General features: G+C 70.1%; 12 protein-coding genes. 5 read left to right on the top strand and 7 right to left on the bottom strand.

Annotation, left to right across the window (positions count from 1 at the left end; translation table 11 throughout):
* Position 1 precedes the first annotated feature (1 nt).
* Positions 2-556, bottom strand: a complete 555-nt coding sequence (locus H8R02_RS24885) for a GAF domain-containing protein (RefSeq protein ID WP_187084211.1) — start codon at positions 554-556, stop codon at positions 2-4.
* Between the two features lies 1 nt (position 557).
* Entirely contained in the window at positions 558-1688 is a 1131-nt protein-coding gene (locus H8R02_RS24880) for an FAD-dependent monooxygenase (RefSeq protein WP_187084210.1), read from the bottom strand.
* 68 nt (positions 1689-1756) lie between these two features.
* Here H8R02_RS24880 and H8R02_RS24875 point away from each other — a divergent pair, with 68 nt between their 5' ends.
* From H8R02_RS24875 to H8R02_RS24855, 5 genes are read left to right on the top strand one after another with little or no spacing between them, the layout of a single operon-like run.
* Positions 1757-2749: a LysR family transcriptional regulator gene (locus tag H8R02_RS24875; RefSeq protein WP_187084209.1), complete on the top strand. Its 993-nt coding sequence runs from the start codon at positions 1757-1759 to the stop codon at positions 2747-2749.
* Positions 2750-2769: 20 nt separating this feature from the next.
* On the top strand, positions 2770-3054 hold the full coding sequence (locus H8R02_RS24870; RefSeq protein ID WP_187084208.1) for a hypothetical protein: 285 nt from the start codon (positions 2770-2772) through the stop codon (positions 3052-3054).
* Between the two features lie 47 nt (positions 3055-3101).
* A complete protein-coding gene (locus H8R02_RS24865; RefSeq protein ID WP_187084207.1) occupies positions 3102-12692 on the top strand; it encodes a GAF domain-containing protein in 9591 nt (3196 codons plus the stop codon).
* Entirely contained in the window at positions 12692-13018 is a 327-nt protein-coding gene (locus H8R02_RS24860) for an Hpt domain-containing protein (RefSeq protein ID WP_187084206.1), read from the top strand. The genes H8R02_RS24865 and H8R02_RS24860 overlap by 1 nt, the downstream gene beginning before the upstream one ends.
* A complete protein-coding gene (locus H8R02_RS24855) occupies positions 13011-14036 on the top strand; it encodes an adenylate/guanylate cyclase domain-containing protein (RefSeq protein WP_187084205.1) in 1026 nt (341 codons plus the stop codon). The genes H8R02_RS24860 and H8R02_RS24855 overlap by 8 nt, the downstream gene beginning before the upstream one ends.
* Here the strand turns inward: H8R02_RS24855 and H8R02_RS24850 are convergent.
* The 5 genes from H8R02_RS24850 to H8R02_RS24830 all read right to left on the bottom strand — a co-directional run bounded on the left by H8R02_RS24850 (position 14024) and on the right by H8R02_RS24830 (position 16994).
* Positions 14024-14824, bottom strand: a complete 801-nt coding sequence (locus tag H8R02_RS24850; RefSeq protein ID WP_187084204.1) for a class I SAM-dependent methyltransferase — start codon at positions 14822-14824, stop codon at positions 14024-14026. The two genes, H8R02_RS24855 and H8R02_RS24850, sit on opposite strands and share 13 nt — an antisense overlap.
* 10 nt (positions 14825-14834) lie before the next feature.
* Positions 14835-15017 carry a hypothetical protein gene (locus tag H8R02_RS24845; protein WP_187084203.1) on the bottom strand — a complete coding sequence of 61 codons (183 nt, stop codon included), beginning with the start codon at positions 15015-15017 and terminating at the stop codon, positions 14835-14837.
* Positions 15018-15146: 129 nt separating this feature from the next.
* On the bottom strand, positions 15147-16220 hold the full coding sequence (locus H8R02_RS24840) for an alpha/beta fold hydrolase (protein ID WP_187084202.1): 1074 nt from the start codon (positions 16218-16220) through the stop codon (positions 15147-15149).
* A 10-nt stretch (positions 16221-16230) separates the two neighbouring features.
* Positions 16231-16701, bottom strand: a complete 471-nt coding sequence (locus H8R02_RS24835; RefSeq protein ID WP_187084201.1) for a PIN domain-containing protein — start codon at positions 16699-16701, stop codon at positions 16231-16233.
* Positions 16701-16994, bottom strand: a complete 294-nt coding sequence (locus H8R02_RS24830; protein WP_187084200.1) for a hypothetical protein — start codon at positions 16992-16994, stop codon at positions 16701-16703. Before H8R02_RS24830 ends, H8R02_RS24835 begins: the two co-directional genes overlap by 1 nt.
* Positions 16995-17003: the final 9 nt, after the last annotated feature.

Below are 17003 nucleotides of genomic sequence, written 5' to 3'. Positions count from 1 at the left end.
GTCACGCCGCTTGCGCGGCGGCCTCGTGGTTGTCGAAGCTGTACATCAGGTCGGCCGCTGGCGGCACCCAGCGTGCGGCTGCAAGCGCCAGCAGCCGCAGGGCCAGCACCTGGTGCGGCTGCCACTCGCCCTTCGTGCCGAACACGTTGAACGTGGCGTAGCAGAGGTTGCCCTTCATCAGGGGAACGTTGACGACGGAGTCGATGTCCATCGCCTTCATCTGGTCGTAGTCGTCGAAGGCGCGCGCCATCGTATCCGCGCCCGCCGCCACGAAGGGCTGGCCACGTACGAACAATGTCTCGGTCCACGGCGTGTAGGTCTTGCGCTTCACGCCGTTCACCGGCCAACGCACCGCGGCCGCGGGCGAGGCGTAGAAGCGCTGCAGGCGCAGCTCGCCTTTCGGGTCTCGCGCGGTGGTCACGTTCACCTGGATGCTGAAGATGCCCGGCCCGGCGATCACCCTGCGCGCATGGTCAATGAGTTCGAGCGCGGTGTCCGCATCGCGCGCCTCGCCCAGCGCGTCGAGCAGGTTGGAAGCCAGTGCGGTCATCACCATGTCATGCATCCTGGGCCGCCCCCGCGAACTTCGCCGCGTATTCGCGGAACATCGCGTTGCGCTCGTCGAGCGCTGCCTGGGTGGGCGGCACCATGATCGGCGCGCCTTCATGCGCGAAAGCCTGGCACTGCTGCACGTAAGGGCGCAGGCGCTCGTGGTACGCCGGCGACGCAGCTTCCGCATCGCAGCCGTACTCGGTCCACGTGTTCGCCAGCGTTTCGGCCGCGAACATCGCCAGCGTCGTGCCCATGCCCGACAACAGGGCCGCGCAGTGCCCCGCGTCGCCGATCACCGCGACATTGCCCTTGATCCAGCTGGGCATGTGCGTCTGGCTGACCGAGTCGAAGTAGAAGCCCTGCGCGGCGGGGTCGGTGAAGGCCGCGCGCAGCGCGGGAACCTGCCATGCATCGACGCGTGAAAGAAACTCCGCAATCATCCGGCGCTGCGCGTCGAGGTCGCGGTAGTCGTAGTCGATCTCGGGGCTCGCCACGAGCATCATTGCCTGCGGGCCGTCGCCCGCGTCGCGCACGGCCACCGTCAGGCCGGGGATGTTGAGCATCGCGCGGCCCCAGTCGCGGCCGCGCGGCAGGTCGACGAGCGCGACGTAGTAGCCGAAGTGCCGCACGAAGTCCTTCTCGGGCCCGAAGGCGAGCTTGCGCACGTTGGAGTGCAGGCCGTCCGCGCCCACGACGAGGTCGTAGCGGCCCCGCCCGCCGTCGGTGAAAGCAACGTCGTTACCCGCGATGGAAACGATCGACGTCCTGAAGCGGAACTCGACGCCTTCCGGAATCGACTCGAGCAAGATGCGGTTCAGCCGGTCGCGCGTGATCTCCACGTCCTCGTCCGTCTCGTTTGCGAACCAGCGCAGGTCGAGCGTCGCGACCTGCTTGCCCGTGCCGTCGAGCACCGGCGCCGGCTCCACGATCGCCACTTTCTCGCTTTCGATCTTCGCGAGGATCCCCATCCGCTGCGCCGTGCCCAGCGCGCGCCCGCGCACGTCGATCGGCGCGCCGCCGGGCCGCAGGCCGTCGGCACGTTCGACCACCGTCACGCGGTGGCCCAGGCGGGCAAACCAGTGGGCTGCCGACAGGCCGGCCATGCTGGCTCCGGAGATGAGGACGTCTTTCGTCATGAATCCAGTCTAGGCGCTCGTGTTCACCCGAATGCGCTATTTTCTGATGCCGCTATAACCTCACGGTTATGGCCATCCACGACCCCGCCGCCGCCATCCGCCACTCCGTGCAGTCGCGCCTGAAGCTGCGCCAGCTCGCGCTGCTGCAGGCGATCGACCGCCATCGCACCCTCAACCGCGTGGCTGCCGAGATGCGGCTGAGCCAGCCCGCGATCACGAAGGCGCTGCGCGAAGTGGAAGACATCTTCCGCACGACGCTCTTCGAGCGATCCAGCCGCGGCCTCACGCCCACGCCGGCCGGCGATGCGGTGCTGCGGTACGCGCAGAGGTGGCTGGCGGAACTGGAGTCCACGTCGCAGGTGCTCGCCGCCATCGATGCCGGCCACGGCGGCCGCGTTCGCATGGGCATGACGACGCAGGTACCGCAGGCGCTGATGTCCGCCGCGCTCGGCCACCTCCTTGGGCAGCGCCCGCGCCTGTCGGTGTTCGTCACCGAGGGCACGACCGACCAGCTCGTCGGCCGCATGGTCGAGGGCGAGCTCGATTGCGCCATCGGCCGCTCCTACGAGGGCGAGGCGCAGGGCATCGTGCAGGAGCCGATCTACGAGCAGGAGCCATGCCTCGTCGTCGGCGCGCGCCACCAGAAGCGGCTGTCGCGCGGCCCGCTCGACTGGGACAAGCTCGCCCAGCTCGACTGGATCCTGCCGCCGCCCAACACGCCGATGCGCCGGCTCTACAACACCATCTTCGTCACGGCCGGCGTGCAGCCGCCGCTCGCGATCATGGAGACGATCTCCGTGCGCAGCATGGAGACCGTGCTCAGCACGGAGCCCAATGCCATCGCCATCCTGCCGCGCGACGTGGTGGACGAGCTGTTCAAGGGTGGCCGCATCGCACCGCTGCAGCACCGGCTGGCGTGGACGCTGCCGCCGGTCACGTTCTTCTGCCTGCAGCCGCTGGCGGGCAGCGCGCCGATGGATTCGCTGGCGGCCGTGCTGCGCGACGCATCGAAGAAGCTCGCGGGGTCCCGCGCCGGCGCAAACAAGGCGACAATGGGCTGACACCCGCATCGCGAGACGAAATGGACGACAAGGAACTCAAGGCCCTGCTGGACGTGCACACGCAGAGCATCCAGGGCCTCATGGACAACCAGCTGCTGCTGGCGGGCCAGGTGCAGGTGCTGCAGGCCGCGCTGGCCACGGTGCTGCTGCACCACCCGGACCGGCCGACGCTGCTGCGCGCCTTCAAGGGCTACATGAAGATCGCCAAGGAGCAGACGCCCCAGCTCGCGCGCCACATGGACGCGCTCGAAGGCGGCATGCTCGCCCTGCTCGGCGAAGGCACCGAGCCCGGCAAGAAGGAATAGCGCAACCCGCCCCGGTCCTGTAGAGTGGGCCGCGAGGACGGGGGCCCATGGCGACGAAAGAGCGCTCGGTCGATGTCGGCCGCAGGATTTCCGATGCTGGTTTGCGCTTCGCGCGGTCGCGCGACTTGCCGCAGCTTGCGCGCGCCGTCGTGGAGGAAACCTCAGGGCTGCTGGGCACGACGCGCGTCGCGTTCGTGCTGCACGGCAACGACGGCACGCACGTGTTGCACGCCCGGCTGCGGCGCGGCGAAACCCGGCAGGGTTTGCTGGCCGCCATCGGCCCATGGCTTGCCGAAGCCGAAACGTCCCTTGCCTCGCGCCTGCGCCATGGGCCGGCCGGCGTGCCGAACGTGCAGCAGCGGTCCTGTCTCGTGGCCCCGATTGCGGGGGCCGGCGCGGCGCTTGCCAGCATCTATGCCGACCTGGACGGGCGTTCGGGCCGCTTCGAAGCAGGCCACCGTGCCCTGCTCGATCGGCTGGGCGAGCTGGCGGCCGGCCCGCTGGAGACGCTCGTCCAGCTGGACGGCAGCCGGGCGGCGCAGGCAGCGATCGATGAAGTGCTGCGTGCGATCGGCCGGTCGCACGGCGACCCGCAACCCGTCTTCGATGCCATCGCGGCGAGCGCGATGCGGCTCGCCGGCTCCGTCGCGACGACCATGCTGCGCCGCGAGGGCGACACGCTGCACCTCGTCGCGCACACGGCCGGCACCGACGAGGCGCACCGGGCATTGGCCACGCGCTTCCCGCTCAAGCTGGCGCAGGCGACGTCCACGATCCGTGAGGTGTACGCCACCGGCCGCGCCTCCATGCTCGCCGACAGCGAGGCGCCCGGCATCGACGACTCGTACCGCGCACTGGCGCGGGCGCGAGGATTTCGCGCCAACCTGATGGTGCCGCTGGTCGACGACGGCCGCGTCATCGGGTCGCTGAGCATCGGCCGCCGCCGCGCGGGCGCGTTCCCTGCGTACCAGGTGGCATTGATGGAGACCTTCGCGGCGCAGGCCGTGGTCGCCATCCGCAACGCGCGCCTCTTCAACACCACGCAGCAGGCGCTGCAGCGCCAGACCGCCACGGCCGAGATCCTGAAGGTGGTCGCGCGCTCGCCGGAAGACGTGCAGCCCGTGTTCCAGGCCATCGCCGACGCCGCGCAGCGCCTGATGGGCGCGGTGGCCGCCATGGTGACGCGGGTGGACGGCGGCTGCGTGCACCTCGCGGCGAGGTCGTCGGCCAACCCCGCCAGCGACGCGGACTACGATTCCGTCTATCCCATGCCGCTGTCGGAAGCATCGGGCATGCGCGAGGTCGTGCGCAAGCGCATGCCTTTCGTCACCGAAGACATCCTGGCCGCCGAGGGGCTGCACCCGCGTACGGCGGAGGCCGCCCGCAGGGGCGGCTATCGCAGCGGCGCGATCGTGCCGCTGCTGCTGGACGGCGAGGTGATCGGCGCCATCGCCGTCGCACGCGCGGAGGCAGGCAATTTCCACGCCGAAGACCTCGCATTGCTCGAAACGTTCGCGGCGCAGGCCGTCATCGCGATCGAGAACGTTCGCCTCTTCAACGCGACCAAACGCGCCCTCACCCAGAAGACGGCCTCGGCCGAAGTGCTGCAGGTCGTCAGCAGTTCGATGTCGGACGCGCAGCCCGTGCTGCAGAAGATCAGCGAAAGCTGCGAGAAGCTGCTGCGCACGGAATGGATCGTCATCAACGTCATCGGAGAGGACGGGCTGCTGCACCTGGGCGAGCTGCGCGTGCCTGGGCATACGGCCCATGGGCTGCTCGCCGAGCATGGCATCGACGTCAAGGATTTCGAGCAGCGCTACCGCGACATGTACCCCTGGCCGATCGACGGCACCGGCACGGAGCACGTTCTGCGCGCCGGGACCATCACGAGCGACGGCGTGGTCAACGACGCGAGCCTGCCGGCGGCATTCATGCGGTCCCGGTCGCGTCTCGGCCTGGACTTCGCGATGGCGATGGTGCCGCTGCAGCGGCCCGGCCGGCCGATCGGCTCGCTCTTCGTTGCGCGACGCGCGGGCCAGGGGTTCAGCGGCGACGAGCTGGAACTGCTCAAGGGCTTCGGCGAGCAGGCGGTCGTCGCCATCGAGAACGCCCGGCAGTTCCACGAGACGCAGCGCGCGCTCGCGCGGCAGAGCGCAACGGCGGAGATCCTGAAGGTGGTGGCGCGCTCGCCGGAAGACGTGCAGCCGGTGTTCGAGAGCATCGCCCACACGAGCAAGCGGCTCATCGGCGCGCTGGTCGTCTCGGTCACGCGCCATGAAAGCGGGATGCTCCACCTCGCGGCGCACACGGGCAGCACGCCGGAATCCGAAGCGATCGTGCGGGCGCGCTATCCGCGCCCGGTCGCGGTGCCGGGCGATGCCGGCGAGGCGATCCGGCGCCGCGCGCCGCACGTGGTCGAGGACTTCGAGAAGACCGAGGGCCTGGACCCTTCCATCCGCGACGCCGCGCGCGCCGGCGGCTACGGCAGCTGCATTTTCGTGCCGCTGATGCGCGGCGACGAAGCCATCGGCACCCTCAACGTGGGCCGGGCGCAGACCGGCGGCTTCGCGCCCGAGCAGGTGGAACTTCTCGAGTCGTTCGCGTCGCAGGCCGTCATCGCGATCGAGAACGCTCGCCTGTTCAACGAGACCCGGCGGGCGCTGGCGCAGAAGTCCGCCTCCGCGGAGGTGCTGCAGGTGATCAGCGGCTCGATGTCCGATGCGAAGCCGGTGCTCGACAAGATCTGCGAGGCCTGCGACCACCTCCTGCGCGGCCGCTCCATCACGATCAACGTCGTCGGCGAGGATGGCCGCCTGTATCGGGGCGCCGACCGGCAATCCCGCCACTGGTACGAAGAAGTCCGCCGGCACGGCCTCGACCCGGACGCATGGATGGCGCGCATCCGCTCCGACTATCCGCTCGAGCTCGAGACGTCGACGACCGGGCACGTGCTGCGCACCGGCGAAGTCGTGGTGAGCCGCGATGTCAGTGAAGACCCGAGGCTGCCCTCGCAACAGGATTGGGCGCGCCGCGCGGGCTTCAGCTGGGGGACGGCGGTCCTGCCGCTGCGAAGCGCCACGCGGCCGATCGGCTCGCTCGTGCTGACCCGCTCGCTCGGTGACGAGTTCACGGACGACGACATCGGGCTCCTGCGGACTTTCGCGGAACAGGCCGTCGTCGCCATCGAGAACGCGCGGCTGTTCAACGCGACGCAGCGTGCGCTCGAGCGCCAGACGGCCACCGCGGAGATCCTGAAGGTCATCGCGCGGCATCCCGGCGAGGTGGAACCCGTGTTCCAGGCCATCGTCGACAGCGCCGAGCGGCTTTGCGGCGGCACCCGCTACTGCTCGGTGCGCGTGCTGGAGGGCGACAAGCTGGTGCGCCGCGCGATCAGCCCCGGTTTCCCGCGCGACGCCGCCGGCCGGTTCCTCGAGATCGCAGTGGGCGAAGACAGCGCGGCGGGCCGTGCCTTCCTGGGGGCGGAGGTGGTCGACCTGCCCGACACGAGCGCGATGGACGCCGACTCCTTCGCACGGCGCAATGACGTCGCGACCATGTACCGCTCGATCTGCGCGGTGCCCCTCGTGTCCAACAACCGCAGCATCGGCGTGATCGCGATCATGTCGCCGCAGCCCGGCGCAACCACGGACGCCGAGAAGCAGATGCTGCGCACGTTCGCCGACCAGGCGGTGATCGCCATCGAGAACGCGCGCCTGTTCAACGAGACGCAGCGCGCGCTGGCGCAGAAGTCGGCGTCGGCCGAGGTGCTGCAGGTGGTCAGCGGCTCGATGTCCGATGCGCAGCCGGTGCTGGACAAGATCGCGGAGAGCTGCGAGCGGCTGCTGCCCGGCAGCACGACGCGCATCAGCCTGATCCGCGAGGATGGGCGGCTTCACCTCGGCGCGTTCCGCTACGACCGTGAATCGATGGATGCCATCGGCCGCGGCGCGGGGCTGGATGCCGCAGCGCTCGTTGCCCGCATCCGCGGCTCGTACCCTTCGCCGGTGGCGGGCACGGCGACGGAAGCGGCACTCGACGCCGATGGCCCGATCTTCACGCTCGACGCGCTGAACGACACCGCCGCCCCGCCGGGCCTGCGCGCGCGCGCGCGGCAGATCGGCGTGAGCTACTCGGCGCTCGTCGTGCCGCTGCGCAAGGACGCCCGTCGCATCGGGGCGATCCAGGTCACGCGCGCGTCAGGCGAGGACTTCCCGGAGGCCGAACGCCAGTTGCTGCAGGGTTTTGCGGCGCAGGCCGTCGTGGCGATCGAGAACGCCCGGCTCTTCAACGAGACGCAGCAGGCGCTCGAGCGGCAGACCGCGACGGCCGGGATCCTGAACGTCATCGCCAACTCGCCGAGCGACGTGCAGCCGGTCTTCGAGGCCATCTGCGAAAGCGCGCGGCGGCTGATCGGGGCTTCGACGACAGCCGTGACCCAGGTGATCGGCGACGAGCTGCACCTGAAGGCCTTCACCCGGCTCAACCCGCAAGCGGACGAGGCGCTGGCGGCGCAGTTCCCGCGCCCTGTCGCGCAGGCGTCGGCACGGATCATCGAGGCCTTGCAGACCTGCCAGCCGCAGATGGTTGCCGACACGGAGTCCGACCCGGACATCGGGCCGGGTACCCGCGACGCCGGCCGGCTGCGGGGTTACCGCAGCCTGGCGTGGATCCCGATGCTGCGCGACGGCAAGGCGATCGGCACGATCAACATCGCCCGGCGCGAGCCGGGGCTGCTCGAGCCGCACCATGTCGAGCTGCTCCAGACCTTCGCGGCGCAGGCGGCCATCGCCATCGAGAACGTGCGCCTGTTCAACGAGACCAGGCAGGCGCTTGCGCAGAAGTCGGCATCCGCCGAAGTGCTGCAGGTGATCAGCGGCTCGATGGCGGACGCGCAGCCGGTGCTGGAGAAGATCGCCGAGAGCTGCGACCGCCTGCTGAATGTGTGGTCGCTGTCCGTCAACCTGCTCGGCGACGACGGCCGCGTGCACCTGGGCGCGTTCCGCATGACCGAAGCGGGCCGCCGCGGCTTGCGCGAGAACGGCGTCGCGGACGTCGACGCGCTGGTGGCGCGCACGCGGGCCGCGTTCCCGCTGCAGTTCGCCGGCTCGGCGACCGCCATGGCGCTGGAGCGCGGAGGCCCCATCGTCGTGGCGGACGTGATGACCGACCGCACCATCGAGATGCAGTCCCGCCTGGCTGCCGCCGCCGGCTTCAGCTGGACGACCGCGATCGTCCCCATGCGTGCGGGCACGCGAAGCATCGGGTCGATCGGCGTCACGCGGCCGGTCGATGCGCCGCTGTCGGCCGCCGACGTCGAACTGCTGGAGGCTTTCGCCGAGCAGGCGGTCGTCGCGATCGAGAACGCTCGCCTCTTCAACGAGACACGGCAGGCGCTCGAGCGGCAGACCGCCACTTCCGAGATCCTGAAGGTGATCGCGGGCTCGCCGGACGACGTGCAGCCGGTGTTCGATGCTATCGCCGCGAATTCCAAGCGGCTGCTGCATGCGCACTCCACGACCGTCAGCCGCATCCGCGGCGACCACCTCGAGCTGGTCTCGTTCACGCCCACCTCGCCAGAGGGTGATGCCGCGCTGAAAGCGTCGTTCCCGCGCCCGCTCGACGACGCCTACCGCGACGGCGTGCTGGCCGGCCACACCGTGGTGATCGAGGACGCGCAGTCGGAGGACGAAATCCCCGCCATGCGCGACATGGCGCGGGCGCGCGGCTGGCGCAGCATGCTCGTGTGCCCGCTCATCCGCGACCGCGAAACGCTGGGCGTGGTGGCCGTTACCCGCGCGGCGCCGGGGCCGTTCGCGGAACAGGAAGTCGCCCTGCTGGAGACCTTCGCCGCGCAGGCCGTCGTGGCCATCCAGAACGCGCAGGCGTTCAACGACACGCGCGAGGCCCTGGCGCAACAAACGGCCAGCGCCGACGTGCTGCAGGTCATCAGCGGTTCGATGGCCGACTCGCAGCCGGTGCTGGAGAAGATCGCGGACAGCTGCGAGAAGCTCCTGAACGTCACCGGCGTCGCGATCAATCTCGTCGGCGACGACGGCATGGTGCATCTCGCGCACCTCAAGGTCGCCGACCCCGCAGCGGCATCCGGGGGCGTGTCGGACATGACCGCCGAGGAGTTCGAGGCGCTCACGCGCTCCGTCTACCCCGTGCCCTACGAGCAGTCCAGCACCCGCGTGGCGCTGGAACTCGGGCGAGCGATCTGTTCCGCGAGCGTCCTGGGCGACCCGGACATCCCCGAGCGGATGCGCCGCCCCGCCCTGGCCCTCGGTTTCAGCTACGCGGCGGCGCTGGTTCCGCTGCAGAAGGCCGACCGGCGCATCGGCTCGATCCAGGTGACGCGCGCCGCGGGTGTGTCCTTCGACCCGCGCGAGCTGGAGTTGCTCGAGGGCTTCGCCCGGCAGGCCGTCGTTGCCATCGAGAACGCTCGCCTGTTCCGCGAGACGAAGGAAGCGCTCGACCAGCAGCGCGCCACCGGCGAGGTGCTGCGCGTCATCAGCAACTCGATGGCCGACACCACCCCGGTGTTCGATGCGATCACCGCGAGTTGCGAGCGGATCATGAGCGTCCAGACGATGGGCATCACGGTCGTGCAGGCGGACGGCACGCTCGCACTGGGCGCGTACCGCGGCCCCGAAAAGGAAGCCTTTGCGGCGCTCTTCCCGGTGCCCTTCGCAGACTCGAGCAACGGCCGGGCGATCGCGAACCGCGAGGTCGTGCATTACCCCGACATCGAAGCGCCCGGCGTGCCCGAATTCACGCGCGTGGCGACGCGTGTCACCGGCGTGCGGGCCGCCATCTTCGCGCCCATGGTGTCCGAAGGCCGCGGCATCGGCAGTGTGTTCGTGGGACGCAGCGAGGCCGGGCCGTTCAGTGCCGGCGAGATCCAGCTGCTCAAGTCCTTTGCCGACCAGGCGGTGATCGCCATCGAGAACGTGCGGCTGTTCAACGAGACGAAGCAGGCGCTGGAGCGGCAGACCGCGTCGGCCGAGGTCCTGGGCGTCATCAGCCAGTCGATGGCCGACCCGAAGCCGGTGCTGGAGAAGATCGTCGAGAGCTGCGGCAAGCTGCTGCGAGCAGGATCGGCCACCGTGAACATCCGCGGCGCGGACGGGCTGATGCACCTGGGCGCCCTGCAACTTTTCGACGGGCCGGACTTCCAGGTGCTGGCCAACGACCTCCAGATCGACGTCGACGAAGTGCGCAGGCTCGTCCAGTCCGGGTACCCGATGCCTTACGAAGGCAACCTGACGCGGCTGCTGCCGCTCGGCGGCGTGTTCACGACCGTGGACGTCATGGGCGACCCTTCCGTTCCCGAAGGGACGCGGGCGCTCGCCAGGCGCGTCGGGGCCACTTACTCGCTGATGGCTGCCGTGCTCTCGCAAGGGGAAACACGCATCGGCTCGCTCGTCATCACGCGCCGGCCGGGCGATGTGTTCACGCCCGGCGAGCAGGCGCTCTTCCGAAGCTTCGCGGACCAGGCTGCCGTGGCCATCGAGAACGCGCGGCTCTTCACGGAGACGCAGCAGGCGCTGGAACGCCAGACGGCGACCGCATCCGTCCTCAAGGTCATGGCCGCTTCGCCTTCCGACGTTCAGCCCGTCTTCGAGGAAATCGTGGCCAGCGCGCAGCGGCTGCTGCACGCTGCCACCGCGCACGTCACGCAGCTGATCGACGGGCACCTGCACCTGGCGGCCTGGAGCCTCAGCGGTGCGGCGTCTGAAGAGGCGCTCAAGCGCATGTACCCCTTGAAGGTCGAGTCGACCTCGCTCCAGAGGCATTTCCAGGACGGCACGCCGATGGTCGTGGCCGACGTCGAGACGGACCCCGGCGTGTCGCCGGCCGTGCGCGAGGCCACCCGGGCGCGGGGCGCGCGCAGCTTCCTTGTCGTGCCGCTCATCCACGAGGGCGCCGCCCTGGGCACGGTCGTCGTCAACCGCGCCGAGGCGGGCGCCTTCAGCGAGCAGGACGTGGCGCTGCTCACCGCGTTCGCGCAGCAAGCCGTCATCGCCATCCGCAACACGCGTTTGTTCAACGAACTGCAGGAGGCCCGCGCCGCCGCCGAAGCCGCCAACGAAGCCAAGAGCGCCTTCCTCGCGACCATGAGCCACGAGATCCGCACGCCCATGAACGCGGTGATCGGCATGAGCGGGCTGCTGCTCGACACGCCGTTGAACGACGAGCAGCGCGGTTTCGCATCGACCATCCGCGACTCGGGCGATACGCTGCTGACCATCATCAACGACATCCTCGACTTCTCGAAGATCGAGGCGGGCCGCATGGACGTGGAGTCGCAGCCCTTCGACCTGCGCGAATGCGTGGAGTCGGCGCTGGACCTCGTGAGCGTGCGTGCCGCGGACAAGCGCCTCGACCTCGCGTACCTCTTCGAGGGCGACGTGCCGCCGGCCATCGAAGGCGACGTGACGCGGCTGCGGCAGGTGCTGCTCAACCTGCTGTCGAACGCGGTGAAGTTCACCGAAGAAGGCGAGCTGGTTCTCACGGTGTCGCCAGCCCCGCCGCGCGAGGGCACGCCGCAGCTGGAGTTCTGCGTGCGCGACACCGGCATCGGCCTCACGCCGCAACAGATGGGCAAGCTGTTCCAGAGCTTCAGCCAGGCCGACAGCTCCACGACGCGCAAGTACGGCGGCACGGGCCTCGGCCTGGCGATCAGCATGCGCCTGGCGGAGCTGATGGGCGGGATGATGTGGGTGGAGAGCGAGGGGCCCGGCCAAGGCTCGGTGTTCCGCTTCACCATCGATGCGCCGCCGGCCCCCATGCCTGCAACTGCGCGGCGGGACTTCACTGGCGAACAACCCGCCCTCGCGGGCAAACGCGTGCTGGTGGTGGACGACAACGCCACCAACCGCAAGATCCTCGTGCTGCAGATGTCCCGCTGGGGCATGGCGCCACGCGACTGCGCCGGGCCCGAGGCGGCGCTGGAGCTGCTGCGCGCCGGCGAGCGCTTCGACCTCGCCATCCTCGACATGCACATGCCCGGCATGGACGGCGTGGAACTCGCGCAGGCCGCGCGCGAGCTCGACCCGCAGCTGCCGATGGTGCTCTTCACCAGCCTCGGCCACCGCGACAACGCGCGGCCGGAGCTGTTCAAGGCGCTGCTGGCCAAGCCGCTGCACCAGAGCCAGCTGTTCGACACGCTCGTCACGCTGCTGGGCGAGCCGGCGCAGCCGCGCCCCATCGCGACGCGCGCGCCCGTCTCCGGCGACGCGCGCATGGCCGAGCGCCACCCGCTGCGCATCCTGCTGGCCGAAGACAACGCCGTGAACCAGAAGCTCGCGCTGCGGCTGTTGCAGCAGCTGGGCTACCGCGCCGACGTCGCTTCGAACGGCATCGAGGCCGTCGAGTCCGTCGAACGCCAGCCCTACGACGTGGTGCTGATGGACGTGCAGATGCCCGAGATGGACGGGCTCGAAGCCACGCGCACGATCGCCGCGCGCTGGCCGCGCGAGAGCCGGCCGCGCATCGTCGCGATGACGGCCAACGCCATGCAGGGCGACCGCGAGGAATGCCTCGGTGCCGGCATGGACGACTACGTCACCAAGCCGATCCGCGTGGACCGGCTGGTCGAGGCCTTGAACCTGGCAACACCACGAAAGGACCGCTGATGGCGATCGACACGAGCATCTTCCGGGAGTTGCAGGAGACGGCCGGTGCCGACTTCGTCGTCGAACTCGTCGACACCTTCCTGCAGGAAGGGCCGCGGATCATCGCCGACCTGCGGGCCGCGTGGCACGAGAAGTCGGCCGACCGCTTCCGCCGCGCCGCGCACTCGCTCAAGTCGAACGGCATGACCTTCGGTGCGACGGACTTCGCCGCGTTGGCGCGGCAGCTCGAAACGGGGGGGTTGCCGGATGACATCGAACCGCTCGACAACCTGCAGCGCGCCTTCGACGCCGCCACCGCGGAACTGAAGGAGCTCGCCCATGGCTGAATCGGGCGCGCGCCTGCTCGTGGTGGAGGACAACAAGGTCAACCGCCTGCTGCTCGCGCGCAGCGTGGAGCAGCTGGGCCACCGCGTGGGCACCGCCGAGAACGGCCGCATCGCCCTCGACATGCTGCGCGAGGACCGCTGGGACCTCGTGCTGCTGGACGTGGAGATGCCGGAGATGGACGGCTTCCAGGTCATGGAGCACATGCTGGCCGACCGCCGCCTGCGCGACATCCCCGTCATCGTCACCTCCGCGCTGGAAGGGCTGCAGGATGCGGTGCGTTGCATCGAGCTCGGTGCCGACGATTACCTGCGCAAGCCGGTCAACGCCGTGTTGCTGAAGGCACGCATCGGCTCCAGCCTGGAGAAGAAGCGCCTGCGCGACGAGTTGCGCCTGACCCTGCGTCGATTCGCGACGCCCGAGGTCGAGCAGCACCTCGACGAGTCCGGCTTCGCGCTCGGCGGCCGGCACGTGCACGGCGCCGTGATGTTCACGGACATCCGCGGCTTCACCACGTTGTCCGAGGCGATCGGCCCGCAGGAATGCATCGAGCTGCTCAACGCCTGGTATGCGCTGATGTTCGATGCGATCGGCGCGCATGGCGGCGTGGTGAACACGATGGCGGGCGACGGGCTGATGGCGATCTTCGGGGCGCCGCTGCCGCTGCAGGAGCCTTCGCTTTGCGCGGTGCGGGCCGCGCTCGACATGCAGGAGATGGTGAAGCTGCTCAACGACGAGCGCAGCGCGCAGGGCAAGCCGCCGCTGAAGATCGGCATCGGCATCGCCACCGGCGAGATGATCGCCGGCTACGCGGGCACGCACCAGCGCGCCAGCTACACGTGCATCGGCGACACCGTGAACCTTGCGGCCCGGCTGGAGGCGCACACGAAGGCCATCGACAAGGGGATCGCGGTCGATGGGGCCACCTGGGCTGCGGTGCGCGAGCGCATCCCGATGGAGAGCTGCGGCGTGTTCACGTTCAAGGGCAAGACGGTGGCGACGGAGGTCTACGCCGCCTGAGCCGGCACGCGGCCGCGCACGGCCCAGGCACGCGCCGGCATCGTGCCCTGGCCGCGCGCCTCGAACTTCGCGCGCAGGTGTTCGCGGATGCGGTCCTGTTCCTCCTGCGGCAGTTTGGCGAGATACGCGGGTGCGGCGCCTTGCCGGCCCAGGAAGGGCCGCCAGTAGTCGTCGAAGGTGGCGAAGGGCATGTCGATCTCGATCGCGCGAACGTCGACCTCCGCAAGGCCGGCCGCCTCGAACGCGTCGCGCAGCGGCTCGGGGGCACACAGCGGGAAACGCTCGGCCTGGTCCAGCCACGCGTCGCCGGGCCGCAGCTGGAGTACCGCGTCCCAGAAGAACCGCATCATCTGCATGCCGCCTGCGTAGTCCCATACATAGGCGGCGACCGTGCCGCCGGGGCGCGTGACGCGCTTTATCTCGGCGAGCATTCGCGCGGGGTCAGGCACGAAGTTCAGCACGAGGCCGGACACGGCGACGTCGAACTCGCGGTCCGCCCACGGCAAGGCCAGGGCGTCGCCGGTCTCGAAGCGCGCACGCGGATCGGCGATGCGCTCGCGCGCAGCCTGCACGTAGCCGCCGGCCCGGTCCACGCCGCGCAGCATCGACGCGCCGCCTTCGCGCAACGCGATATCCGCGAGCGCTCCGGTGCCGCAGCCCACATCGGCCCAGCGCAGGCCGGGCGCGGGCGCGAGCCACTGCACGAACCCGGCGGCTACCTGCCGGCTCCAGCGGCCGACCCACAGCTCGTAGGCATCGGCGGAATTCCAGGCTTCCAGGTCGCTCATCGTGCGGGCCTCAGGCGGGGCGCTTCTGGTTTCGACGCGGCAGCAAGGCGTGCACCGCGTGCAGCGGGCCGGCGAGGGCCGCAAGCATCGCCTTGACGAGCTCGTCGTGGCTCTCGCGGCGCAGTTGGTGCGCCCGGCGGAAGGCCTCGCGGCAGATGCGGGCGGTTTCGGCGTTGCGGTTCGTGGTTTCCATCGCGCTCTCCGGTCTGGTTGGTTGCGATGGGTTCATTGAAGGCGATCCGGCCGCGCATTTCGCGGGACGGTTGTCCCGGGCAACGCCCGGAGCCCCCCAGGGACACGGGACAACCGACCCGGCACACGCTCAACCGCCCGCCGCACCGCGCCCATAGCCCGCCTCGCGCGCGCGCACGATCGCCTGCGCGCGGTTCTCCGCGCCGAGCTTGTCGAACAGCAGCGAGACGTTGTTGCGCACCGTCTTCTCGGCCAGGCCCAGGTGCGCGCCGATCTGCGCGTTGTCGAGCCCGCGCGCCAGCAGCTCGACCACCTCCCTCTCGCGCGGGGACAGCGCGGCGAACGCGCCGCCGCCGGCTGCGGCAACGCCCAGGAACTCCTCGATCCGCTGCACCGCCTCGTCGAACGCGCTTTCGCCCTGCAGCGGCACGTGGTTCGCGGACTCGAGCGGCTGGAAGCTCGCGTCGGCGATGCCCGATGCCACGAACCGGCCCTCCTCGAACGGCACGCGCACGTCGCCGCGGCAATGCAGCACGAGCGTGGGGCAGCGCACCGCCGGCAGCAGCGCCGAAGCGTCCAGCCGCGCGAACGATCGCATCAGGCGGTGCGCATGCGCGGGCGTGCACGAGACGCGCTGCAGGTCGTTGAACGCTTCGGCCTGCGCCGGCGTGGCACGCGGGAAGAACTGCGACGTGAACATCTGCCGGAACGCCGCGTTGTCCTGGCCCCAGCCCGCGAGCACCAGCCGCGCCATCGCGTCGAGCAGTTCCTCGTCGCCCGGCCGCCGCACGAGCGCGCCGCGCGCGAACGCGTCGAGGAGCACGAGCCGGCTCACGCGCTGCGGGTGCCGCGCCGCGTACGCGATCGCCACCGCGCCGCCCTGCGAGACACCGAGGAGCGCGAACTGCTCCAGTCCCGCGGCATCGACCGCCGCTTCGAGGTCGGCCACGAGGGCGTCGAGCCCCACGCCCTCGACTTCGCCGTCCGACAAGCCGCACCCGCGCGAGTCGTAGCGCACGAGGCGGTGGCGCGCGGACAGCCGCTCGATCCACGGCCCCCACACCGGCGTGCGCCAGTCCCATTCCAGGTGCGTCATCCAGTGCCCCGCGCGCACGAGAGGCGGGCCGTCGCCGCTGGTGGCGTAGGCGATCTTCACGCCGTCGGATGCGGTGGCGAAGCGGATCTGCTGCCGGAAGGCCGTCATCCGCGGCAGTTTAGGCCTTCGCGGTCTTCTTGCGGGCGCCGTACCGCGGTCTCGGCTCATGGACGGCGTGGCCCGGCAGGAACGGATTGAACACTTCCAACGCGCCGATGCGCAGGCCGTGGTGGAGATCTTCCGTGACCAGGCGCGAACAGCCCGCGTGGAGTGCCGCCTGCACGACGAGAGCATCCCAGACCGAGAATTGCCAGCGCTCGCGCAGCTCCAGCGCATGCCACAGCAATTCGGGAGTTGTCGGCGCCACCGGTGCCGTGCGGCTCCATTCGCGCAGCGCCGCAACGGCGTTGGCGTGCGGCAGAAGCCGCTTGCCCATGACGACGTTGTAGAACTCCTGCATCACCTGCACGCTCAAGACAAGCCGCTCACCGTCCACCGCGGCACGCAGCACCTCCCGCGCCACCGAACGGCGGTGCGGGTCGCGTGGGTCGACGGTGTAGACGAGGATGTTCGTGTCGAAGAAGTCCATCAGGCCTTGCCCTTGCCACGCTTCATCAGCGTGGGGTGACGCTCCGCGATGATGTGCTCGTACATCTCGGCACGGTTCTTCCACGGGACCTCGACCGGCTGCACGTCACGTTGGGCTGCGTCGATGCTGGCCATCAGCTCGTCGAACCTGCGCAAACGGTCCGCGTTGGCCGCCCGCGCGTAGTTCTCGATCGCCTGGCGGCAGATCTCGTTCACGCTGGTGCCCTCGTGCACGGCACGCACGCGCGCGGCCTGCAGCAGCTTGTCGTCGATGGACAGGGTCAGGTTTGCCATACGAAGATA

It is taken from the genome of Ramlibacter albus (assembly GCF_014297445.1).
GTDB classification, from domain to species: domain Bacteria; phylum Pseudomonadota; class Gammaproteobacteria; order Burkholderiales; family Burkholderiaceae_C; genus Ramlibacter; species Ramlibacter albus.
Note: the sequence above shows the minus strand (reverse complement) of the source record. Positions and strands in the feature narration are given on the sequence as shown.